The sequence below is a fragment of the Streptomyces sp. TLI_053 genome (genome assembly GCF_900105395.1).
Classification (GTDB): Bacteria; Actinomycetota; Actinomycetes; order Streptomycetales; family Streptomycetaceae; genus Kitasatospora.
Window position 1 is genome coordinate 520,410 of sequence record NZ_LT629775.1, and the last position, 20,273, is coordinate 540,682.

The window sequence follows — 20,273 nt, forward strand, 5'->3', positions numbered from 1 at the left end:
AATCGGCGTCATGACGGTGACCGCTGCTGACTACTCGTGGTTCGAGGACACGTTCCCGGACCTCGCCGAGGCGTACTGCCTCACACTGGTGAAGGACCTCGCGCCGGCCGATCTGCTGCGACGCCTCGACGGGGAAGAGGGCCCGGTACTGACCGGAGCGGCAGCGGTGGTCGAAGCCGCCTACCGCCTGGGCGACTCGCAGCAGCTCGTCGCGATGGCCCGCGTCGGCCCGTGGACACTGATGATCGAGCCGAACGGCCACCTCGGCGTCGACGAGGAGCGGGCACTGCCGGCTTCGGCGGGAACCACGTGGATCTCGCACTTCTGCAACGTCAACGGCCTGGGCTCGTTCCTCTGGGCCGAGGACGGCGGGGTCCGCTCGGCGTTCGAGCCGGTACTCCCCGATTCCCGTTGGGGCAGCACCCCCGATGACCAGCTGAGCGCGATGCACCGGGTCGGCTTCCACTTCGGCACCGACGCACCGGACGTCGACCGGTCGGTGGCTGCGGCCTTCGCCCTCGCGGAGACCATGACCGGAGTCCGCCCTACGCCGGAGCTACTCGGCACTACCGCGTTCACCTGCGGATTCCTCAGGATCCGCTGATCACAGCGGATCACGGGTGCGGGCCGGGACGATCGTGCGCCACCTGATCGGCCGGCCGCGTGTCGCGGGCCGGGGCGCGCGGCGGATGCCCGTCGAGGAGGCCAGAATGAGGCATGCGAGCAAGCCCCGGCCCGGCCGGGCCGTCCCCGGTGGTGCCAGGTCGGGCCGATGAGCGCGGTGAGCACTGGTGGCCGGTCGCGTCGGCGGTGGTGAGTGCCGGGCTGTTGCACGTGGTGCTGCCCGTGTCGTACCGGGTGGACCCGGTGTGGGTGGTTCCGGTGGTGCTGTTCGCCCTGCTGGTAGTGCTGGTCGTCGGCGACCCGGGGCGGATCGACCGCCGCAAGACCTGGCTGCGGGTGGTCACCGAGACCGTGATCGCCTTCATCACCGCCTCGAACCTGTACGCCGGGATCCACCTGGTGTCGGACATCCTCACCAACAACAAGCTGTTCGCCGACAACGCCACCGGTCTGCTGGCGACCGGTGGAGTGACCTGGGCGACGAACGTGATCGCCTTCGCGCTCTGGTACTGGGACCTGGATCGCGGCGGCGCCGCCGCCCGAGCCCACCGGCCGGCCACGGAGCCGGCGTTCGTCTTCCCCGAGATGCAGCACACCGAGTACGCACCGGCGGACTGGATGCCGCGCTTCGCCGACTACTTGTCGCTGTCCTTCTGGACGGCGACCGCGTTCAGCCCGACCGACGTCTCCGCGATCAAGCGGTGGGCCAAACTGCTCATGATGATCGAGGCCGCCACCTCCCTGATCGTGGCGACACTGGTGGTCGCCCGGGCGATCAACATCCTGCAGTGAGGTGGGCGAGGCCGGTGCGGCGAGTGAGGCTGCGGCCCCGGCCGGTCGGCCCGGCCCGGCTCACCGGGGAGGAGTCCGCGCGTCGCCTGTGGGGCGCTCCTGGCGGCGGGCCCAGGCCCGTAGCAACGCCGCGGCCGCCTCCGGTGCCAGCGGGCCGCGTTCGAGGTGCAGTTCCTGCAGATGGCGGGTGGCCGCGCCGATCAGCGGGCCCGGGGGCAGGCCCAGCAGGTCCATGATCGCCCTGCCGTCCAGGGCCGCCGGAACGTCCGGGAGCCGTCGGCGTCGCTCGAACTCGGCGGCGGCACGCGCGGCTCTCTCACGTTCCGCCAGCTGCTCGTGGTGCCACTCGTCGTAGCTCGCCGCCCAGCGGGCCGTCCGGCCCGCCGCCCGCCAGCCGTCCGTGTCCTGTTCCCCGCCGAGCCCCACCGCCAGGAACAGGTCCTGGTGGTCGATGGCCTCGGCGGCCCCCGCGACCACACCGAGCAGGGCGAGCGCGGCGTTGATCGGCCACTGCTCGCGCGAACCGGTGAACTGCGCCGCGTGGACCGGCCCCCACATCGCCGTGCCGGGTCCCCGCACGACGGCGGTCTGGTGTCCGGCTCCGCCGTGGAAGTCGGCCTCCACATGGGCGATCGGCGCGTGCGCGGCCCAGTCGCTCAAGGTCCGCCCCAGCGTCCCGTCCAGGATCTGCTCGGAGGCCGGGGACATCGTCCTGACGGGTCGACACCCGGGCCCGGTGCTGTCGGCGCCGGTGGGTGCGCCGTCATGAAGGGTGGACGGGCCGTCATGGCCGGTGGCTGCGCCGGTCAGCTCCGCGAGGAGTTCCTCAGTGACGGGCACCAGCCCCATGGACTGCCGGAGCGGGGCGACCACCGCTTCCCGGATCCCGGCGGTACGGCGCCTGAGCAGGTCGAAGGGTCCGATGACGGCGTTGAGCTCGTACGGCATTCCGGCAGGGTACCCGTGCGGCCGCGGCGCGGCGGGACAGGGTGACGCGGTGCCGGAGTCCGCTGCTCCGGGTCAGGCCGCGCCGGACGGGGAACTGGTCACCACCTGGCGCAGGAGGTCGGCGTTGGTGCGGGTGCGCTTCACCCGGTCCAGGAGGAGTTCGGTCGCCTGCTGGGTGTCGAGGCCGCCCAGGGCCCGGCGCAGCGCCCAGGTCGCGGGGGTGCGGACCGGGCCGAGGAGGAGCTCCTCGCGGCGGGTGCCGGAGGCCTTGACGTCGACGGCCGGGAAGACGCGCCGGTCGGCGAGGCGGCGGTCGAGGCGGAGCTCCATGTTGCCGGTGCTCTTGAACTCCTCGAAGATCAGGTCGTCCATCCGGGAGCCGGTGTCGACGAGGGCGGTGGCCAGGATGGTCAGCGAACCACCGTTCTCGATGCTGCGCGCCGCACCGAAGAGCCGCTTCGGGTGCTGCAGCACGCTCGCGTCGAGGCCGCCGCTGAGGGTCCGTCCGTGGGCGGGGGCGGTGGTGTTGTGGGCGCGGGCGAGGCGGGTGAGGGAGTCGAGCAGGACGACCACGTCGTGGCCGAGTTCGACGAGGCGCTTGGCCCGCTCGACGGCGAGTTCGGCCAGCGCGATGTGCTCGCGGGCGGGCCGGTCGAAGGTCGAGGCGATGACCTCGCCCTTGACCGAGCGGCGCATGTCGGTGACCTCCTCCGGGCGCTCGTCGACCAGGACGACCATCAGGTGCGCCTCGGGGTGGTTGCGGGCGATCGCCTCCGCGATGGACTGCAGGACGAGGGTCTTGCCCGCCTTCGGCGGCGCGACGATCAGGCCGCGCTGGCCCTTCCCGATCGGCGCCACCAGGTCGATGACACGGCCCGTCAGCTGCCTCGGGTCGCTCTCGGTCTCCAGGCGCAGCTGCCGGTGCGGGTACAGCGGGGTCAGTTCGTGGAACGCCGGGCGGGGCCGGGACTCCTCGGCGGGGCTGCCGTTGACCGTGTCGACCCGGGCCATCTGCGGCCGGGCACCGCCCGCACGAGGGCGGGTCGTGCCGCTCGCGCGGGGGCGGGTCGCGCCGGTCAGGACGTCGCCGGTCCGCAGGCCGAGCGCGCGGACCTGGCCGGCGGGCAGGTGCACGTCGGTGGGCCCGGGCAGGTAGCCGGAGGTGCGCAGTACGGCGTTGCCCTCGCGGATGTCCAGCACTCCGGCGACGGGGAGGAGGTCGCTCTCGGGGGCGGTGTCCGCCCGCGCCGGTCCGTCGGAGCGGGCGCGGGCCCGCTGGGCGGGGCGAACGCCGCCTTCGGCGGGCGCAGCAGCCGGCCGGGGTGCTTCGGCCGGCGCCGGCGGGCGGACGGTGGAGCGCGTGGCGGTGATCGCCTCGACGAGTTCGCCCTTGCGCAGGCGGGCGGCGCCCTGGATGCCCAGGGAGGAGGCGAGTTGGTGCAGGTCGGCCTTCAGCAGGGCGTTCAGCTGCGTGGTGGCGGCGGCGGTCGGCTCCGTGATGGCCGGCTCCGTGGTGGCCGGTCGGGTGGTGGTCGGTTCGATGGTGGTGGTCACGAGCAGGTACTCCTGTGGTGTGTGAAAGGTGTGGTGGCGCGGCGGCCGTGAGTGGCCGGGCGGGCGCGCGGAACGGGATCGCGGTTCGGCCGTGAATGGCCGCGAGCGGCCGGGATGCGCGCGACGGCGGGCGAGGCGCCCTCGGCACGGCCGTGAAGGGTCGCGCGGTGGGCGTCGGCCGCCGCCTGTCGCGGGTCGGCCGGGCAGTGCCGGGGGCGAGCGCTCTCGGCTCCTGCGGATGTCCCGGGAACGGAGCCTCGAAGGTCTTCGGTCCACCGGTGTCAGAGCCTGCCCCGACGAGGGACTCGGCTGGTAACGGCGCCTGGTTCCCGCACCCGGAGGGGTGGGCTTCCAGCAACGCCTGTATGAAGGGTAGCACCATGGGGACGCGGCGCCTCGGAATTCGGAATATCGACCGGGCCCGGGGGGCGCCGGGCGCGGCGGTCACCCGCGGCGGACGGCAGGCCTGGGACCGGCCCGGTCCGCACAGCCCGCCCGGACAGCCCGTGCGGCAGTACACCGTCGAAGCCGAGTCCGCGAGCGGCCGCTCCACGGTTCGGTTGGATGTCTCTCCGCCCCGCTGACGGACTGTCAAGGACCATGGGCATGACTGTCATCGTTCACAGCGGAGACTGTTCCGATGAGCCCTCCGGACGACCGGCGCCGCGCCGGGCGCGGGAGCCGACACCCGGTAGCCGTGGGCGGCGCACTCCCGTGCGGCGGGTGTGCCCCGGCAGCAGGAGCGGCACGGCCCACCAGGTCCGGCGCAGGCGCGGCACGGCCGTGGACGGGGCACGCCGGTGAGGTCACATTGTGACGGCGGGACCTCACGCCTACCGGGTGACCGCTTCGAGATTCCGGAGGTCATCATGCCGCGCACCCGCAAGGACGAGGCTCCGCTGCTCGTCGACGCACCGGTGGTCCAGGGCCGGTACGTCGAACTGGACGACTGGACGGTCTCCTTCGAGACCTTCCCCGCCGACGCCGACGCCGCCGAGGCATTCCGCGGACTGCCCGACGGCCGGTGCCAGTGCCCGCACTGGGGCCTGGTGCTGTCGGGCCGGCTGGTCATGCGCTACCCCGACCGCGTCGAGACCTACCGGCCGGGCGACGCGTACTACGCCCCGCCCGGCCATGTACCCGTGGTCGCGGCGGGAACGGAGACGGTGGAGTTCAGTCCCACCGCCGCGCTGCGGCGCACGGCGGACGTGGTGGCGGCGAACCTGGCCGCGGCCGAGGGAGGCGCGCGATGAGCACGGCACCGGTCACCACCGGTACGGCCGCCCGGGCCCGCGACCTGGCCGATGACTTCGTCGCCTTCCTGGAGACCGGCGTCCCGCCCGCCGGTCTGTTCGCGTCCGACGTCTTCTGCGACTTCACGATGCCGCGCTGGCGGCTGCAGGCCCGGGGCGTGGACGGTGTGCTCGCGCTGCGGCGTGCCGGGCACCCCGGCCCCGGCCGGGTCCCGCGGTCGCGGTTCGACGCCACCACCACGGGCTTCGTCCTGGAGGTCGAGGAACGGTGGGAACAGGACGGGCAGCCCTGGTACTGCCGGGAGCTGTTCCGCGCCGACGTGCGGAACGGATCGGTCCGCGAGCTGTCGGTCTACTGCACCGGGGACTGGGACCGGGACCGGGTGGCCGAGCACGCCCGCAGCGTGCGGCTGCTGCGCGTCTGAGCACCTGAGCTCCTGGGCACCGTCGACGGCGTCGTCGGCGCTACCGCCGTACGATCGGCGTATGGAGGCCGAGCCGGTGCCGGCGGCGGCCGCCCGGAGCGGTCTGTCGGCGGCCTACGAACGGGCGCGGGAGACGGGCGACGCCGAGCTCATGGCCGCGGCCGCCCTCGATCTGCCGTCCGGCCTGCGCTTCGGCGTCCATCCGGGGCGGGTCCCGGCGCTGATCCACGAGGCGTACACGGCCGCCGTCACCCCGGTGGACCGCTGCCGGCTGGCCGCCGCCCTGGCCCGGGCCTGGGTGTACGGCGGGGACGCGCACCGGGCGACGGCCTTCGCCCAGGAGGCGGTGGCCCTGGCGGACGGCCTGGACGCTCCGGAAGTCCTCGCCGAGGCGCTGGACGCCGCGCTTGTGGCGCACTGGGGGCCCGACGACTTCGCCGAGCGCCTCGCGCTCTCCGCGCGGCTGGCCGACACCACGGCCCACCTCACGGACCCCGAGAAACGGCTGACCGGTCACCTGTGGCAGCTGACCACGGCCTGGGAGTGCCTGGACCTCGTCGCCGTGCAGCGCCAGCTGCGTGCGCTCGACACGCTCGCTGAGGAGTCCGGGCGGCCGCGCCACGCCTTCTTCGCCGCGTCGCGCCGCACCGCGCTCGCCCTCGTCGCAGGCGCGGCCGAACAGGCCGACCGGCTCCTCGCCCGGACCCGCGAGCTCGGGACCAGGGCCGCCGAACCCGACCTGGAGGCGGTCGTCCACGACCTCTCCGCCGCCCGTGCCCGCCGCGCGGGCGACACCGGTGCGCTGCGCCGGGAGGCCGCGGCCTTCGAGGAGTTCGGGGCCGCCGAGGGGGTTCCGTCCGTGTCCGCCGAGGCCTCCGTGCTGTGGCTGGCCGCCGGTGAGGCGGGACGGGCGCGGCAGCTGCTCGACCGGCTCGCGGGTACCGGCTTCGAGACCGTGACGCGCGACGTCGACTTCCTGCTCGTCGTCGCCTGCCTCACCGAGGTCGCGTCCGCGCTGCGCCGCGAGGACCTCGCCGCCGCCGGCGCCCGGCTGCTGGCCCCCTTCGCCGGCCGGGCGGTGCTCAACGGCGGCGCGGTCACCTTCCACGGCGTGGTCGACGACTACCTCCACCTCGCGGGAACGGCCCTCGGGCTCCCCGGCGCGGCCGACTCGCGCCGCGCCGCCGCGGCCGCCTACCGGCGGATCGGCGCCACCTGGTGGCTGGAGCGGCTCGCCGTCCCCGCTCCGGCACCGGTGCCCCGGGCCCGCACCGTCCACCTGCACCCCGACGGCGAGTCCGGCTGGCTCGTCGGCGCCGAGGGTTCCGCGTTCGTACTCCCCCACCTCAGGGGCCTGGACCACCTGCGGGTGCTGCTCGGGCGGCCCGGCGCCGACGTCAGCGCGCTCGACCTGTCCGCGGCGGCCCCGGGCCGGGCCCGCACCGGCACGGTCACCGGCACCGGCACCGCCGCGGACACCGGCGCCGTCATCGACTCCGGCACCGTCATCGACTCCGAGACGGCCGAGATCGCCGACCGGCGGGCCCTAGCCGCCTACCGGACCCGTCTGCGCGACATCGACGCCGAACTGGACGACGCCCTCTCCTGGGCCGACCGGGGTCGGACCGAGCGGCTGCGGCTGGAACGCGAAGCACTGCTGCACGAACTCCGTGCCGCCGTCGGTCTCGGTGGACGGGCGCGCCGGTTCAGCTCCACGAACGAGCGCGCCAGGGTCGCCGTGCGCAAGGCCGTCGTGTCCGCGCTCGACCGCATCGCCGCACGGGACGGCCCGCTCGCCGGACTGCTGCGCGACACGGTGCACACCGGCGCCTCCTGCCGCTACGACCCGGACCCCACCCGACCGGTGACCTGGCTGCTCGACCCGCCGGGCGCGCCGGACACCGGGCGGTGAGGGACCGGGGCGGCGGACCGTGGGCACCGGACGGACACGTACACTTTCTCCTCGTGGCGGACACCCAGTACGAAGACCTGTTGAGGCACACGCTCACCGCCGGGACGGCCAAGGCCGACCGGACGGGCACCGGTACCCGGAGCGTGTTCGGACACCAGTTGCGCTACGACCTCTCGCAGGGGTTCCCGCTGGTCACCACCAAGAGGGTGCACCTGAAGTCCGTGGTGTTCGAGCTGCTGTGGTTCCTGCGCGGCGAGTCCAACGTGAAGTGGCTGCGTGAGAACGGTGTCACCATCTGGGACGAGTGGGCCGACCAGCAGGGCGACCTCGGCCCCGTCTACGGCGTCCAGTGGCGCAGCTGGCCGACCCCCGACGGCCGGCACATCGACCAGATCAGCCAGGTCCTGGACACGCTGCGCAACGACCCGGACTCGCGCCGGATGATCGTCTCGGCCTGGAACGTCGGGGAGCTGGAGGCGATGGCGCTCGCCCCGTGCCACGCCCTGTTCCAGTTCTACGTGGCCGACGGCCGGCTCTCCTGCCAGCTCTACCAGCGCAGCGCCGACCTGTTCCTCGGGGTCCCGTTCAACATCGCCAGTTACGCCCTGCTCACCCACATGGTCGCGCAGCAGGTGGGCCTGGAGCCCGGGGACTTCGTCTGGACCGGCGGTGACTGCCACATCTACGACAACCACGTGGAGCAGGTGACCGAGCAGCTCTCTCGGACGCCGTTCGACTTCCCCGAGCTGCGGCTGCGGAAGGCCGATTCGCTCTTCGAGTACACGTTCGACGACGTGCAGATGGTGGACTACAAGCACCACCCCGCCATCAAGGCGCCGGTCGCGGTATGAGGATCGGACTGATCTGGGCCCAGACGCCGGAGGGGGTGATCGGCGCGGACAACACCATGCCGTGGCACCTGCCCGAGGACCTCGCCCACTTCAAGGCGACCACCTTCGGGCGCCCCGTGGTGATGGGCCGCCGCACCTGGGAGTCGCTCCCGCCGCGCTTCCGCCCGCTGCCCGGGCGGCGCAACATCGTGGTGACCCGCAACGCGCAGTGGTCCGCGGACGGCGCCGACCGCGCCGGGTCCCTCGACGAGGCGCTGCGCCTCGCGGCCGGGGAACCCGGGCGGGGCAACGGTGCCGAGACCTGGGTGATCGGCGGCGGGCAGCTGTACCGCCAGGCCGTGGACCGGGCCGTGACCCTGTCGGTCACCGAGATCGACCTCGCGGTGCCGGGCGACACCTACGCCCCCGCCGTCGGCCCCGACTGGACCGTCACCGAGGACGGCGGACCGCAGCTCTCGACGTCGGGCCTGCGCTACCGGATCCGGACCTACGCGCGCGGCGACGGCGGCCGGGCCTGATCCTCGACCCGCCGCCGGTGGTCCGGCGGCCGTCGCGCCGCCGGGCTCCGGTCGTTCCGGTCGACCCGGATGGGACCTCGGTCGTTCGACTCAGCCCGGCCCGGCGAGTCCGCATTCGACGTCGGCCAGGTCGTGCGGCGTGTTGATCGCTCGCCAAGGGCTGTCCACCGGGTAGCCCATCAACTGCTGCGCACGGACGAGCCGGGGCAGGGTGGTCTGCTCGTGGTCGCCCTCGTCGGGCAGCATGTCCACGATCTGCGGGTCGAAGACGAACACGCCTCCGTTGACCCGTAGCGGCGGCGGCACCTGCGAGACCAGTGCGGTCACCCGCCCCCGGTCGTCGCAGTCGACGCTGCCCCTGGGCAGCCACGGCCGGGAGAGTGCGAGCGTGGCGAGCGCGCCGTGCCGCCGGTGGTGGGCGAACATCCCGGCGAGGGGGAACCGGGTCCAGATGTCCCCGTAGAGCGCCAGCCAGGGTTCGCCGGGCCGCTCGAGCGCGGCGGCGGCCAGCTTGAGTCCCCCGCCCCGGCCGAGGGGCCGGTCCTCGACCACCAGGTCCGTGCGCAGCGGCATCCGGTGGGAGGCGAGGTAGTCGTCGATCACTTGCGCCCGGTGGCCGGCGGAGACGACGACCTGTTCCACGCGCGATTCGGCGAGCCAGTCGAGCTGGTGGCGCAGGATCGGTGTGCCGCGTACCTCGACCATGGGCTTGGGCACGGTCAGTGTCAGCGGCCGCAGGCGACTGCCGAGGCCCCCGGCCAGGACCACCGCCTGGCGTACCGTGCCGGGCTCGGCGTCCTCGACCGATGCCGTGACCATGAGTCGCTCCACGATGACCCACCGTACGCGACCGATCCCCCTCGGGCCCCGGATCCACCCCCGTGGACGTTCCGCGCCGGTCAGGCCGGCCGGGTGCGGTGCAGGTAGACCTCGTCGGTGTAGCACCAGGCCCAGTCCGCGCCGGGCCGGAGCGAGCGGGCCAGGTGGTGGGCGGGGTGGGCGTGGGCGTGGCGGTAGGCGTGCTGCCCCGGGGAGCTGTCGCAGCAGCCGATGTGCCCGCAGCTGAGGCAGGCCAGCAGGTTCACCCAGGTGCGGCCGTCCCGTAGGCAGTCCTCGCAGCCGGGGGCCGCGTTCGCGGGGACCTCGTGCAGCCCCTCGACGTGGTCGCAAGTCGCCTGGACCGCCCGGCCGGGATCGGGCGCGACCCGCCATCCGTACCCATCGTTCACAGCGCACACCCTACGAGCCCGGCCCCCGTGACGCAGGCCGGGCATCCGTGACGGGCATCCATGACCGTCGTCCATGACGGGCGGACGGCGGCGGACACCGGGCTCGCGGTCCCCCGGGCCCTGCGGCGGGCCCGCGCCAGATGGCAGGCCGGCCGGGTGCCCGCGGCCCCGGCGGGTGCTCCTCAGGGTGGATCCCACCAGCGCAAGGCGGTGCCGGTCGGGCACCTCGGGGCTCTCGAAGTGGAACGGCACCCCGCACCGCCTCGATCGCGGTCGGCCGACGGGGAAGCCCCGCCACCTCGGTGGTCGGTGTCTCGAGGTCCGGAGGCGCGGCCGGGACCCGGGACAGACGCTACAAACCCAGTACGGCAGAGCGTTCCATGATCAGGTCCAAGCACTCAGGGATGCCCGGCGCGGGCGGCGGGGAGGCGTCGCGGACGGCCTTGATCGCTCGGACGCGGTGCTCCTTCGCCAGCAGGGCATCCACTTCGTCCTGCACTCCGGCGGGCAGCGCGCCCCACAGTGGGTTTTCCATGGCCGTATTCAAGCGTGCGGATCCCCTGGTGGAGCAACACCTTTGTTGCCCGGTCGGTCACGAACGACGGAGTGGCACACCGTACGTCGCCGTCACCTCCGTCCCGACCGCCCGGTGACCGTCGGGCGGGGTTGTCCGCCCCGGGGGCGGGGAAGAAGGTGTCGGGACTCCCGCTCGTGCGGCCGTGGACGTGGCCGTCGGGACGGTGCCCCGCTCGGACCGCGCGCGCCACCCGGCAGGGAAGGGGAGCACCGATGACGGGACGTGCCGAAGGGGCGGGGCCCCGGGCCTGGACCCCGGACACCTTGGACGAGGAGGACTGGATCGTCCCGTGGCCGCCGGACGGACCGGACGGGAGATCGGATCCGGTCGCGCGGGTCGCCCACGCCCTGCGCCACGGACCGGGCCTGGCCCTGGTGCGCGGCCTGGCGCTGGACGGGCTCGGCGATCCGGAGTGCGCCGAGCTGTGCCGGCGTTTCGCGGCGCGGCTGGGCACGGTGCGGCCGCTCCCGGCGGGCCCGGCCGCGGACGACCTGCTCACCGCCGAGACCGCGCCGGCGGTCGAGCTCCCGGCCACCGACCGGACCACCGACCGGACCACCGACGGGACCGCCGCCCGGGCCGCGCAGCGCGACGGCGACGCCAGGACGCTCGACCCGCACACCGACCGGTCGCACGGCCCGGAGTCGCCGTGGCTGCTGGGTCTGCTGTGCATCCGGCCGGCCCGGGCCGGTGGTGAGTCGTTGCTCGTCAGCGCCCGTGCCGTCCACGACCGTCTCGCGGAGCAGGACCCGTCCGCGCTGCACCACCTGTACCAGGACTTCCACTTCGGGCGCGGACCGGACTTCGACCGCGTCTCCCCCGTCTTCCAGCAGCGTCGCCACGGCCTGCACGTCCAGTACAACCGCTACTGGATCGAGCGCGGCCAGCAGGAGACCGGCCGGCCGTTCCCGCCGGGCCGACTGGCGGCGCTGGACACCCTCCACGGGGTCCTCACCGACCCCGGGACGGTCCTGCGCGTCCCGATGCGCCGGGGCGATCTCCTGCTCCTGGACAACACGGCCGTGCTGCACGGACGGACCGGGTTCAGCGATCCCGTCGGGCCGGGAGAGCGACGCTGTCTGGCCCGGGTCTGGGCGGACCGGCCCGCCGACCGGTGAGCAGCCGGGGCGGGGGCGGGCCAGGTCGCCGTCCTCAGGCCCGGTCGCCCACGCCGTCGCCGAGGGCGTAGAGGCCGGGGAGGTTGACCACGACGGCTTCCTGGGTGCTGCGGGCGATGACGACCACCGCCTCCTCCTCCGGGTCCGGGTTCTCCTCCCGGTGCGGGACGAACGGCGGGACGAAGATGTAGTCGCCCGGGCCGGTGCGCAGGCGGACCTCCTCGGGCGTACCGGAGGAGTCGTCGACGAAGACGAACTCGGGGTGCCCACTGACCACGTGGATGGCGGTCTCGGACTCGCCGTGGTGGTGGTCGGAGGAGGCGGTGGCCGGGGCGACGTGGGTCTGTCCCATCCAGAGCTTCTCCGAGCCGACCGTCCGTCCGCTGATCGCGGCGAAACGCCGCATCCCGCCGGTCTGGGCGGTGCCGTCGTCGAGTTCGCCCGCGCGGACGTGGTGCAGCCGGGCCCGCAGGGCGGTGCCGGCGGGGGCGTCCGTGCTGTGCAGGTGCGGGTGGAAGCCGGTGCCGGCCTCCGTGACGACGGCCGCCCCCTCACCGGCGGGCGCGGCGGTACGGGAGTGGGAGTGGGAGTGGGGTTCGGCGGACATGGTGCTCCTCGTCGGCGGGCTGGCAGGGCAGTTGCGGCGGCGTCGCCCGGCGTCTCCCCCGGCCGCGCCCGACGACCCGGGATGTCACCGGACGCTAGGCCCGGCGGCAAAAGGATGTCAAGAGGTGTCTTTTCCCGCCGACCGGGCCCGCCCTTGGCGGACAAGGGACTTGAGCACCGCTCCGCCCGGGGGATACTCGGGGCATGCACATATCCGCCAAGGCCGACTACGCCGCCCGGGCTCTGGTCGAGCTCGCCTGCGACACGTCGCGCCCCCTCACCTGCGAGGCCATCGCCGCCTCCCAGGGCATCCCGTTCCGGTTCCTCAAGTCCGTGGTGGGTGAACTGCGGCGGGCCGGGCTGGTCCGCAGCCAGCGCGGCTGCGAGGGCGGCTACTGGCTCGGCCGGACGGCCGAGGAGATCACCCTGCTGGACGTGGTGCGTGCGGTGGACGGCGAGGTGATCACACTGCGCGGCGAGCCGCTGGCCGGACTCGACTACCCGGGCCCCGCGCAGGGGCTTCCGTCGGTCTGGCGCAGCGTCGAGGAGCGCGCCGTGGAGATCCTCTCGGGCACGACCGTGGCCCAACTGGTGCGGTCCGGCGACCGGGTGGCGACCGCGTGAGTGGGGACGAGGGCGAGGGCGGGGCCGAGGGCACGGCCGCCGAGGTCCGGGTCCAGGTCGAGGTGGTGGAGTACACCGACCCGATGTGCCCGTGGTCCTGGGCGGCCGAGCCGAGGCTGCGGACACTGCTGCGCGAGGCGGAGGGCTTCTGCGGGCACCGGCGGGTCTTCGGGGTCCTGTTCGACGAGGACGAGGCGCCCGCGCCGGACCCGGCCGCCGAGACGGCCTGGTACGCCGGGTACGTCCAGCGGATCACCGACCACGCGGGCGCACCGAGGGCCGCCCGGCTGGGCTGGGTGGCCGCGAGCAGCTGGCCGTCCTCGCTGGCGGCGGCCGCCGCCGAGGCGCAGGGCCCGCTGGTCGCCGACCGGGTGCTGCGCCGGCTGCGGGAGAGCGTGTTCGTGCTCGGCGAGCCCGCCGACACCCCCGGGCGCGTGCTCGCCGCGGTGGCGGGGGTGCCCGGTCTCGACGAGCCGCGGCTGCGGGCCGATCTGGCCTCCGCGGCCGTCCGCGAGCGGGTGCGCCGCGACCGGGCCGAGGCCCGGCGGCCGCTGCCGGAGGTGATCGGCCTGCGCGGGGACGGGCCCCACCCGGGGGCGGCGAAGGAGACCGAGGACGGCGGCCACCGGTACGCGCTGCCGACCTTGGTGTTCACCGGGCCGGGCGGGCGCCGGGTGGTGCCGGGGTGGCGGAGCGCGGAGGAGTACCGGGCGGCGCTGGCCGCGGTCTCCCCCGCGCCGCTGGTGCCGGCGGACCGCGTTCCCACCGCCGGGGAGCTGTTGGAGCGGTACCGGAGCCTGACCGCTCCCGAGCTGGCAGGAGCGGCGGGAGGGCTGCCGCCCGGCACCCGGCGCGTGCCGACCGCGAACGGGGACGTCGTGCTCCATCCGCAGGAACGCTCCGGCCCGGCCGTCGTGGCGGCCCGCCGCTCCCCCGCCGCCGGCTGAGGACCCGCGCCCGCCGACCGGACCAAGACGTCACACGGCGCCGCCCCGCACGCGGCGCGGCGGCCCGGTCCCGGCCCCGCAACGGCGCTCCGTGGACGTCGCAAAGGTGGCGCGTGAACGGCGTGTTGAGGGCGTGTTGCGGCACCCGGCGAAGCAAAGGGACACCTTTTGGTGTCCATTGACAGCAGGCCGCTGACCTGGCCAGGATGAGTCCATGACCTCCTCGCACCCCCTCCCGGTGCGCCGCCGGAAGAGTCACCGACGCACCAGCAGCGCCCGCTGTTGTTGACCGCGTCCGGACCTGGCGGCCACGACGCCGCCGCGCCCCGGCCCGCCCGGGCGAACCGCTCGCACAGGGCCTGAACCCGGCACCACGGGCCCGGACTCCAGGCCGCCCGACCCCTCCGTCGATCGGGCCTCCCCCGGCCGACCGCGGCCCCTGCACCCCCAGGCGCCCCCCGGCGGCCCCCGGCCCTCGGCACCGCCCACCCCGCACCCTCCCGGCTCCGCCTCCAGGCGCCGTTGCTCCACCCATCGCCCCGGCCCGCGCCGCCCGTGCCCACACCCACGTCCGCACCGAAGTCACAACTGTCGTGCATCCCATGAAAGGTGACTGATCGTCATGACCAGCCCCTCCAACGACCGCCCGCTGCTCGGCAGACGTTCCCTGCTCGGCCTCGGCCTCGGCCTCGGCGCTTCGTTCGTCCTCGCCGCGTGCGGCGACCCCGGGCAGGCCGGGACGGGCGGGGCGGGCGGGTCCACCGCCGGCGGCACCCTCAAGTGGGGCTGGGCGCTGCCGACTTCGTGGGACCCGGTGTTCTCCTCGGCGGGCTGGGACGTCCACTCGCTGTCGCTGGTCTACGCGGGCCTCACCAAGCTCGACGAACAGGGCACCGCCGTACCGGCCCTGGCCTCGGCCTGGAAGTTCGGCGCCGACGGCACCTCGGTCACCTTCACCCTGCGCCCCGGGCTGACGTTCTCCGACGGCAGCCCGCTGGACGCCGCCGCCGTCAAGAAGAGCCTGGACCGCGGCCGCACCGAGCCCAAGTCCCTGGTCGCCCCGCAGCTCACCAGCGTCCGCGAGGTGTCCGCACCCGACCCGCAGACCGTGCTGCTCGAACTCTCCCGGCCCGACTACCAGATCCCCAACCTGCTGGCCGGGAAGACCGGCATGATCGTCAACCCGAAGGCCTTCGAGTCGGACGCCGCCGGGCTGGCGACCCGCCCGGCCGGTGCCGGGCCGTTCACCCTCACCTCGTACACCCAGAACGCCAAGGCCGTGCTGCGCCGCAACCCCGCCTACTGGGACGCGACCGCGATCAAGCTGGAGAACTTCGAGGTCCATCCGCTCCCGGACGCCGCCACCGTGGTCGCCGGACTCCAGTCCGGCCAGTTCGACGTGGCCCAGATCCCGGGCAGCCAGGTGGCCGCGGCCAAGGCGGCGGGCCTGGAGGTCCAGGTGATCCCGTCCCTGGTGGTGGCGGTCCTGGACGTCAACGTCGAGAAGGCTCCGTTCGACAACCCCAAGGTGGTCGAGGCGCTCAAGTTCGCGATCGACCGGGACGCCCTGCTCAAGACCCAGCTGTTCGGCTACGGCGAGGTCAACCACCAGCCGTTCCCCAAGGGTTACGTCGGCTACGACCCCGCCTCGGCCGACCTCTACCGATACGACCCGGCCAAGGCCCGCGCGCTGCTCACCGAGGCCGGCCACCCCGACGGCGTCGACCTCACCCTGACCACCACGGCCGCGCAGGGACTGCCCGAGCAACTCCAGGCGCAGCTGAAGGAGGTCGGCATCCGGGCCACCATCGACGTGGTCCCGGCCGCGCAGGCCACCCAGATCGTCTACATCCAGCACACCAAGGCCCTGTTCACCGACCAGTTCGCGGGCCGCGACTCCGCCGCGCAGGCCTTCCAGGTGCTCTTCGGCGAGCAGGGCCTGATGAACCCGGGCCGGCGGACCCCGCCGGAGCTGGCCGCGGCCGTCGAGCAGGTCTCGCGCACCCCGCTGGACTCGCCGGAGTACCCGGCCGTCCTCCGGGCGGCCACCGCGCTCGCGGTGCGCACGATGCCCAACACCTTCCTGTACAGCGTCCCCCGGCTGCTGGCCCGGCGGAAGTCCGTCTCGCCGATCCCGGCCTTCACGGCGGTGCAGCGGTTCGAGGGGGTGACCGCGTCGTGAGCGCCGTCCTGCCCCGTGCGGGCGCCTGGCGCGCGGGGCCCCTGGCCCGCCGGGCCGCGCGCGCCCCGCGCCCGCTGGGGCGGGTGCTCGGGAGCACCGTCACCGTCTTCCTGCTCTCCTCGCTGCTGACCTTCGGCCTCGGCGCCGTCTCGGACGCCAACCCGGCCGCCGCCGTCCTCGGCGAGACCGCCACCGCGGCCGACATCGCCCGGCTGGACCACGAGTTCGGCCTGGACCGGCCGCTGCCCGCGCAGTACGGCGACTGGCTGTCCCACGCGGTCGGCGGCGACCTCGGCACCTCCTGGTTCACCACCGTGCCGGTCGCCGACTCGATCGCCACCGCGCTCCCGGTCGACCTCTCCATCGCCGGCCTCGCCCTGCTGCTGGCCGTGCTGCTGGGCGGCGCGGCCGGGATCGCGGCGGCGCTGAGCAACGGCGGCCGGCTGGACCGAGCGGTCACCGCCGTCTGCACCCTCCTCGGCACCCTGCCCGCCTTCGTCATCGCGATCGGCCTGATCACCCTGGTCGCCGTCCAACTGCGCCTGCTGCCCTCCGGCGGGTACGTGCCGTTCTCCCGGCAGCCGGGCGAGTGGCTGCGGTTCGCCCTGCTGCCGGCGCTGGCCCTCAGCCTGGACACCGCCGCCGGCATCGCCCGCCAGCTGCGGACCTCGCTGGTCGCGGAGCTGCGGCGCAACTACACGACCGGTGCCCTGATGCGCGGACTCTCCGGACGCCGGGTGCTGTTCGACCACGCGCTGCGCAACGCCGCCGGACCGGCGTTCACCGTGCTCGGCATGAGCGTGCCGGTCCTCATCGGCGGCGCCGTGGTCACCGAGCGGATCTTCAACCTCCCGGGAATCGCCCAACTCTCCCTCCGCGCGGCCGAGCAGCACGACGTGCCGGTGATCCAGGGCACCCTGCTGGTCACCGTCGCGGTTGTGCTCGTGGCCAATCTGGCCGTCGACGCCGTGCTGTTCGCCCTCAACCCGGTGGCCCGGCGCGGGCCTCGGCCGGAGGGACGCGCGACGAAGCGGAGCGGGCCGGCTCCGGCTCCGGCTCCGGCTCCGGCTCCGGCTCCGGCTGTGGGAGTGAACACGTGAACACGCTGAGCGCCTCGCTGCGGGTGCCCGTCGCCCGCGCCGCGCTGGCCGTGCTGGCCCTCGTCCTGCTGCTGGCCCTGTTCGGCGCACGGATCGCCCCGGCGGACCCGCTCGCCCAGGACACCGCCCACATCCTGGGCGGGCCCTCCGCGGAGCACCTGCTGGGCACCGACTACCTGGGCCGCGACGTCCTGAGCCGACTGCTGGCCGGCACCGGGCTCTCCGTGCTCGCCGCCGTCGAGGCGGTGGCCGTCGCCGCCCTGCTCGGCGTCGTCCCCGGTCTGCTGTCGGTGCGGTTCGGCGCGGCCTGGTCCTGGCTGGCCCTGCGCGCCGTGGACTCCCTGATGACGCTGCCGTTCACCCTCTTCGCGATCGCCGCCGTCGGTCTGCTCGGCAACGGGCTGCACCAGGCGATGCTGGCGCTCGGTGTCCTGCTCGCGCCGCTGTTCTTCCGTGTCACCCGGGCCGCCGCGCTCGGACTGGACCGCGCCCAGTACGTCGAGGCCGCCGAGCTGATGGGCGCCTCCCGGTCCTGGATCCTGCGGGTGCACATCTGGCGCAAGGTACTTCCGACCGTCGCCGTCACCACCGCGCACGCGCTGGCCACCGGTCTGCTCACGGTCTCCTCGCTCACCTTCCTGGGGATCGGCGTGCAGCCGCCGGCGCCGACCTGGGGCGGCATGCTCGCCAGCGACCTCGGCTTCCTGGCCCAGCAGCCGTGGGCACCGGTCCCGCCGGCCGTGCTGATCATGCTCACCGTCGGGGCGCTGAACCTGCTGGCCGACGTCCTCGCCGACAGCGACCGGACCGGCGCCGCCCCGGCCGCCACCCGCACCAGCCGGGCCGCGAGGAGACGCGCGGCGTCGGGCGTGACGTCCGGGCCGGTATCCCCGTCCGCGCCAGGAACCCTGTCCGTGACAGGAACCCCGTCCGCGCCGGACCGGAAGGAGCACGACCATGTCCCGCACCCCGCCTGAACCCGGCCCTCCCGCTCGCACCACCGCCGCCCTGCGGGTCGAGGGGCTGCACGTGACCGTGGGCCACGGCCGCACCGAGGCCGTCCGCGACGTCTCGTTCGACGTACTCCCCGGCGAGGCCGTCGGGCTCGTCGGCGAGTCCGGCAGCGGCAAGACGCTCACCTGCCGCTCGGTGCTCGGCCTGCCCGCGCCCGGGGTCGCCGTGTCCGCCGGCCGGATCGTTCTCGGCGGCACGGCGGGCAACGGCCCGGGGAGCCCCGACACGGATCTCGTCGGCCTGACCGACCGCCAGTGGCAGCAGGTGCGCGGCACCCGGATCGGCGCCGTCTTCCAGGACCCGGGCTCGTACCTCAACCCCACCCTCACCGTCGGGCGCCAGCTCGGCGAACCGCTGCGCCGGCGCGGACTCGGCCGGGCCGAGGCCCGCCGACGGGCAGTGGAACTCTTCGGGGCCGTCGGCCTGCACGACCCGGAGCGGGTCCACGACAGCTACCCGCACGAGCTCTCCGGCGGCATGCTCCAGCGGGTCCTGATCGCGGTCGCGATCTCCGGCGACCCGCAGCTGCTGGTCGCCGACGAGGCCACCACCGCGCTGGACACCGTCGTCCAGGCCGAGGTGCTGGACCTGCTGGGCGTGCTCCGCGACCGGCACGGGCTGGCACTGCTGCTGGTCAGTCACGACCTGGCGGTGGTCGCCGAGGTGTGCGACCGGGTGCTGGTGCTCTACGCGGGCGAGGTCGTCGAGGAGGGCCCGACCGCCGAGGTGGCCGCCGCCCCGGCCCACCCGTACACCGAGGCGCTGCTGCGGGTCGCCGGCCTGGGCCGCCGGGACCGCCGGGAGCTCGCCGTCATTCCCGGCCGGCCGCCCGAGCCCGGCACCACCGGGGCCGGCTGCCGCTTCGCCGCGCGCTGCGAGTACGCCACCGCCGCCTGCGCCGAGCAGACCGTCCCGCTCACGCCCGTCCCCGGGACCGGCCGCCGGGCGGCGCGCTGCCTGCGCAGCGCCGAACTGGCCCTCAGCGGCGTCCGCGAACGGACGGACGTCACGGAACGAACGGAGGTCCCGGTATGAGCATCACCGCCATCGCCTCTTCGATCACCGACGGACCGGCGCCCGCCGCCGGGTCCCCCGCCCTGCGGATCGAGCGCCTGGAGGTCCGCTACGGCCGCAGCACCGTGCTGGGCGGGGTCGACCTGGAGGCACGCTCCGGAGAGATCCTGGGCCTCATCGGCGAGACCGGCTCCGGAAAGACCACGCTCGCCCGGGCCGTGGCCGGGCTCGCGCCCGTCACCTCCGGCCGGATCACGGTGGACGGCGCCGACCGCACCGTCCTGCGCGGCCGCTCCCTGCGGACGGCGCGGCGGGCCGGGACCGTCCAGTACATGTTCCAGGACCCGCTGCGCTCCCTGGACCCCGATCTCACGGTGGCCCGCCTCGTCGGTGAACCGCTCGCCGTGGCCGGCGTACCCCGCGCCGAGCGCGGGCCGAGGGTGCGGGAGGCGCTCGACCGGGTCGGCCTGGACGCCGCACTCGCCGGCCGCACCCCGGGCGCGCTGTCGGGCGGCCAGCGCCAGCGGGTCGCCCTGGCCCGGGCGATCGTCGGACGGCCCCGGCTGCTGCTGGCCGACGAACCGGTCAGCGCCCTGGACGCCTCCAACCGCAACCACGTCCTGCGCCTGCTGGACCGGCTCCGTCACGAACTGGGCCTGGCCGTCGTGGTGATCTCGCACGACCTCGACTCACTGGCCGGGATAGCCGACCGGATCGCCGTGCTGTACCGGGGCCGGATCGTCGAGCAGGGACCGGCACCGGCGGTGCTGGACCGGCCGCTGCACCCGTACAGCGCGCTGCTGGCCGCCTCGGCACCGGGCCCGGATCCCGCCCGGCGGGCCGCGCTGCGGATCCTGCGGGCGCCCGCCGCGGCCGCCGTCCCCGGTGGGGGCTGCGGGTTCGCGCACCGGTGCCCGTTCGCGGACGCGGCCTGCGCGGCGGTCCCGGAACTCGGACCGGCGCTCGCGGTCCCCGGCACCGGTCA

The 20,273-nt window shown here is 74.8% G+C and carries 20 protein-coding genes and 1 pseudogene; 15 read left to right on the forward strand and 6 right to left on the reverse strand.

What is annotated here, in order from left to right:
- Nucleotides 1-10: 10 nt before the first annotated feature.
- Nucleotides 11-604: a DUF6461 domain-containing protein gene (locus BLU95_RS01880; RefSeq protein ID WP_093858362.1), complete on the forward strand. Its 594-nt coding sequence runs from the start codon at nucleotides 11-13 to the stop codon at nucleotides 602-604.
- A 113-nt stretch (nucleotides 605-717) separates the two neighbouring features.
- A complete protein-coding gene (locus tag BLU95_RS01885; RefSeq protein ID WP_159424720.1) occupies nucleotides 718-1,416 on the forward strand; it encodes a hypothetical protein in 699 nt (232 codons plus the stop codon).
- A 60-nt stretch (nucleotides 1,417-1,476) separates the two neighbouring features.
- On the opposite strand, the gene BLU95_RS43645 is transcribed toward BLU95_RS01885, so the two are convergent.
- Both BLU95_RS43645 and rho read right to left on the reverse strand, forming a co-directional pair.
- Nucleotides 1,477-2,364 carry a hypothetical protein gene (locus tag BLU95_RS43645; protein ID WP_231978204.1) on the reverse strand — a complete coding sequence of 296 codons (888 nt, stop codon included), beginning with the start codon at nucleotides 2,362-2,364 and terminating at the stop codon, nucleotides 1,477-1,479.
- Nucleotides 2,365-2,436: 72 nt separating this feature from the next.
- A complete protein-coding gene (gene rho / locus BLU95_RS01895; RefSeq protein ID WP_353653536.1) occupies nucleotides 2,437-4,194 on the reverse strand; it encodes a transcription termination factor Rho in 1,758 nt (585 codons plus the stop codon).
- 593 nt (nucleotides 4,195-4,787) lie between these two features.
- Here rho and BLU95_RS01900 point away from each other — a divergent pair.
- The 5 genes from BLU95_RS01900 (at nucleotide 4,788) to BLU95_RS01920 (ending at nucleotide 8,877) form a co-directional block, all read left to right on the forward strand.
- Complete coding sequence (locus tag BLU95_RS01900) at nucleotides 4,788-5,171, forward strand: cupin domain-containing protein (protein ID WP_093858365.1); 384 nt, start codon at nucleotides 4,788-4,790, stop codon at nucleotides 5,169-5,171.
- Nucleotides 5,168-5,596 carry a hypothetical protein gene (locus tag BLU95_RS01905; protein WP_093858366.1) on the forward strand — a complete coding sequence of 143 codons (429 nt, stop codon included), beginning with the start codon at nucleotides 5,168-5,170 and terminating at the stop codon, nucleotides 5,594-5,596. Before BLU95_RS01900 ends, BLU95_RS01905 begins: the two co-directional genes overlap by 4 nt.
- Before the next feature lie 61 nt (nucleotides 5,597-5,657).
- Nucleotides 5,658-7,508, forward strand: a complete 1,851-nt coding sequence (locus tag BLU95_RS01910; protein ID WP_093858367.1) for a hypothetical protein — start codon at nucleotides 5,658-5,660, stop codon at nucleotides 7,506-7,508.
- A 53-nt stretch (nucleotides 7,509-7,561) separates the two neighbouring features.
- Nucleotides 7,562-8,359 (forward strand): thymidylate synthase, encoded by a 798-nt coding sequence (locus BLU95_RS01915; RefSeq protein ID WP_093858368.1) that lies wholly within the window; start codon nucleotides 7,562-7,564, stop codon nucleotides 8,357-8,359.
- The gene (locus tag BLU95_RS01920) at nucleotides 8,356-8,877 is read left to right on the forward strand and encodes a dihydrofolate reductase (protein ID WP_093858369.1); all 522 of its coding nucleotides are present in this window, start codon (nucleotides 8,356-8,358) and stop codon (nucleotides 8,875-8,877) included. The genes BLU95_RS01915 and BLU95_RS01920 overlap by 4 nt, the downstream gene beginning before the upstream one ends.
- 90 nt (nucleotides 8,878-8,967) lie before the next feature.
- On the opposite strand, the gene BLU95_RS01925 is transcribed toward BLU95_RS01920, so the two are convergent.
- The 3 genes from BLU95_RS01925 to BLU95_RS42055 all read right to left on the reverse strand — a co-directional run bounded on the left by BLU95_RS01925 (nucleotide 8,968) and on the right by BLU95_RS42055 (nucleotide 10,641).
- Nucleotides 8,968-9,696, reverse strand: a complete 729-nt coding sequence (locus tag BLU95_RS01925) for a nucleotidyltransferase family protein (protein ID WP_093858370.1) — start codon at nucleotides 9,694-9,696, stop codon at nucleotides 8,968-8,970.
- An 80-nt stretch (nucleotides 9,697-9,776) separates the two neighbouring features.
- Nucleotides 9,777-10,106, reverse strand: coding sequence for a UBP-type zinc finger domain-containing protein (locus tag BLU95_RS01930; RefSeq protein WP_231978206.1), 330 nt, complete (start codon nucleotides 10,104-10,106; stop codon nucleotides 9,777-9,779).
- A 352-nt stretch (nucleotides 10,107-10,458) separates the two neighbouring features.
- Nucleotides 10,459-10,641: a hypothetical protein gene (locus BLU95_RS42055; protein ID WP_159424721.1), complete on the reverse strand. Its 183-nt coding sequence runs from the start codon at nucleotides 10,639-10,641 to the stop codon at nucleotides 10,459-10,461.
- 254 nt (nucleotides 10,642-10,895) lie between these two features.
- Between BLU95_RS42055 and BLU95_RS01935 the strand changes: the two genes are divergently transcribed.
- Complete coding sequence (locus BLU95_RS01935; protein WP_093858372.1) at nucleotides 10,896-11,801, forward strand: TauD/TfdA family dioxygenase; 906 nt, start codon at nucleotides 10,896-10,898, stop codon at nucleotides 11,799-11,801.
- Between the two features lie 34 nt (nucleotides 11,802-11,835).
- Here BLU95_RS01935 and BLU95_RS01940 read toward each other — a convergent pair whose 3' ends face one another.
- Nucleotides 11,836-12,408: a cupin domain-containing protein gene (locus BLU95_RS01940; RefSeq protein ID WP_093858373.1), complete on the reverse strand. Its 573-nt coding sequence runs from the start codon at nucleotides 12,406-12,408 to the stop codon at nucleotides 11,836-11,838.
- Nucleotides 12,409-12,611: 203 nt separating this feature from the next.
- Between BLU95_RS01940 and BLU95_RS01945 the strand changes: the two genes are divergently transcribed.
- The 7 genes and pseudogenes from BLU95_RS01945 to BLU95_RS01975 form a co-directional block, all read left to right on the forward strand.
- Nucleotides 12,612-13,031: an RrF2 family transcriptional regulator gene (locus tag BLU95_RS01945; protein ID WP_093858374.1), complete on the forward strand. Its 420-nt coding sequence runs from the start codon at nucleotides 12,612-12,614 to the stop codon at nucleotides 13,029-13,031.
- Nucleotides 13,032-13,114: 83 nt separating this feature from the next.
- Nucleotides 13,115-13,978 (forward strand): DsbA family protein, encoded by an 864-nt coding sequence (locus tag BLU95_RS01950; RefSeq protein ID WP_093864571.1) that lies wholly within the window; start codon nucleotides 13,115-13,117, stop codon nucleotides 13,976-13,978.
- Nucleotides 13,979-14,600: 622 nt separating this feature from the next.
- Entirely contained in the window at nucleotides 14,601-16,160 is a 1,560-nt protein-coding gene (locus BLU95_RS01955; RefSeq protein WP_093858375.1) for an ABC transporter substrate-binding protein, read from the forward strand.
- Nucleotides 16,157-17,260, forward strand: a complete 1,104-nt coding sequence (locus BLU95_RS01960) for an ABC transporter permease (protein WP_159424722.1) — start codon at nucleotides 16,157-16,159, stop codon at nucleotides 17,258-17,260. The genes BLU95_RS01955 and BLU95_RS01960 overlap by 4 nt, the downstream gene beginning before the upstream one ends.
- Nucleotides 17,257-18,237 (forward strand): ABC transporter permease, encoded by a 981-nt coding sequence (locus BLU95_RS01965; protein ID WP_231978207.1) that lies wholly within the window; start codon nucleotides 17,257-17,259, stop codon nucleotides 18,235-18,237. Before BLU95_RS01960 ends, BLU95_RS01965 begins: the two co-directional genes overlap by 4 nt.
- Nucleotides 18,218-19,309, forward strand: coding sequence for an ABC transporter ATP-binding protein (locus tag BLU95_RS01970; protein WP_093858376.1), 1,092 nt, complete (start codon nucleotides 18,218-18,220; stop codon nucleotides 19,307-19,309). The genes BLU95_RS01965 and BLU95_RS01970 overlap by 20 nt, the downstream gene beginning before the upstream one ends.
- Nucleotides 19,306-20,223 (forward strand): annotated as a pseudogene (locus tag BLU95_RS01975) (ABC transporter ATP-binding protein); the annotation flags it as partial. The gene BLU95_RS01970 and the pseudogene BLU95_RS01975, both read left to right, overlap by 4 nt.
- Between the last annotated feature and the right edge of the window lie 50 nt (nucleotides 20,224-20,273).

What these genes read in the sequence shown, in the direction of transcription:
- BLU95_RS01880 (WP_093858362.1), top strand. Translation starts at nt 11, where the DNA reads ATGACGGTGACCGCTGCTGACTACTCGTGGTTCGAGGACACGTTCCCG.
- BLU95_RS43645 (WP_231978204.1), bottom strand. Translation starts at nt 2,364, where the DNA reads ATGCCGTACGAGCTCAACGCCGTCATCGGACCCTTCGACCTGCTCAGG.
- BLU95_RS01955 (WP_093858375.1), top strand. Translation starts at nt 14,601, where the DNA reads ATGACCAGCCCCTCCAACGACCGCCCGCTGCTCGGCAGACGTTCCCTG.
- BLU95_RS01950 (WP_093864571.1), top strand. Translation starts at nt 13,115, where the DNA reads ATGTGCCCGTGGTCCTGGGCGGCCGAGCCGAGGCTGCGGACACTGCTG.
- BLU95_RS01910 (WP_093858367.1), top strand. Translation starts at nt 5,658, where the DNA reads ATGGAGGCCGAGCCGGTGCCGGCGGCGGCCGCCCGGAGCGGTCTGTCG.
- BLU95_RS01935 (WP_093858372.1), top strand. Translation starts at nt 10,896, where the DNA reads ATGACGGGACGTGCCGAAGGGGCGGGGCCCCGGGCCTGGACCCCGGAC.
- BLU95_RS01905 (WP_093858366.1), top strand. Translation starts at nt 5,168, where the DNA reads ATGAGCACGGCACCGGTCACCACCGGTACGGCCGCCCGGGCCCGCGAC.
- BLU95_RS01925 (WP_093858370.1), bottom strand. Translation starts at nt 9,696, where the DNA reads ATGGTCACGGCATCGGTCGAGGACGCCGAGCCCGGCACGGTACGCCAG.
- BLU95_RS01970 (WP_093858376.1), top strand. Translation starts at nt 18,218, where the DNA reads ATGTCCCGCACCCCGCCTGAACCCGGCCCTCCCGCTCGCACCACCGCC.
- BLU95_RS01885 (WP_159424720.1), top strand. Translation starts at nt 718, where the DNA reads ATGCGAGCAAGCCCCGGCCCGGCCGGGCCGTCCCCGGTGGTGCCAGGT.
- BLU95_RS01945 (WP_093858374.1), top strand. Translation starts at nt 12,612, where the DNA reads ATGCACATATCCGCCAAGGCCGACTACGCCGCCCGGGCTCTGGTCGAG.
- BLU95_RS42055 (WP_159424721.1), bottom strand. Translation starts at nt 10,641, where the DNA reads ATGGAAAACCCACTGTGGGGCGCGCTGCCCGCCGGAGTGCAGGACGAA.
- BLU95_RS01940 (WP_093858373.1), bottom strand. Translation starts at nt 12,408, where the DNA reads ATGTCCGCCGAACCCCACTCCCACTCCCACTCCCGTACCGCCGCGCCC.
- BLU95_RS01900 (WP_093858365.1), top strand. Translation starts at nt 4,788, where the DNA reads ATGCCGCGCACCCGCAAGGACGAGGCTCCGCTGCTCGTCGACGCACCG.
- BLU95_RS01920 (WP_093858369.1), top strand. Translation starts at nt 8,356, where the DNA reads ATGAGGATCGGACTGATCTGGGCCCAGACGCCGGAGGGGGTGATCGGC.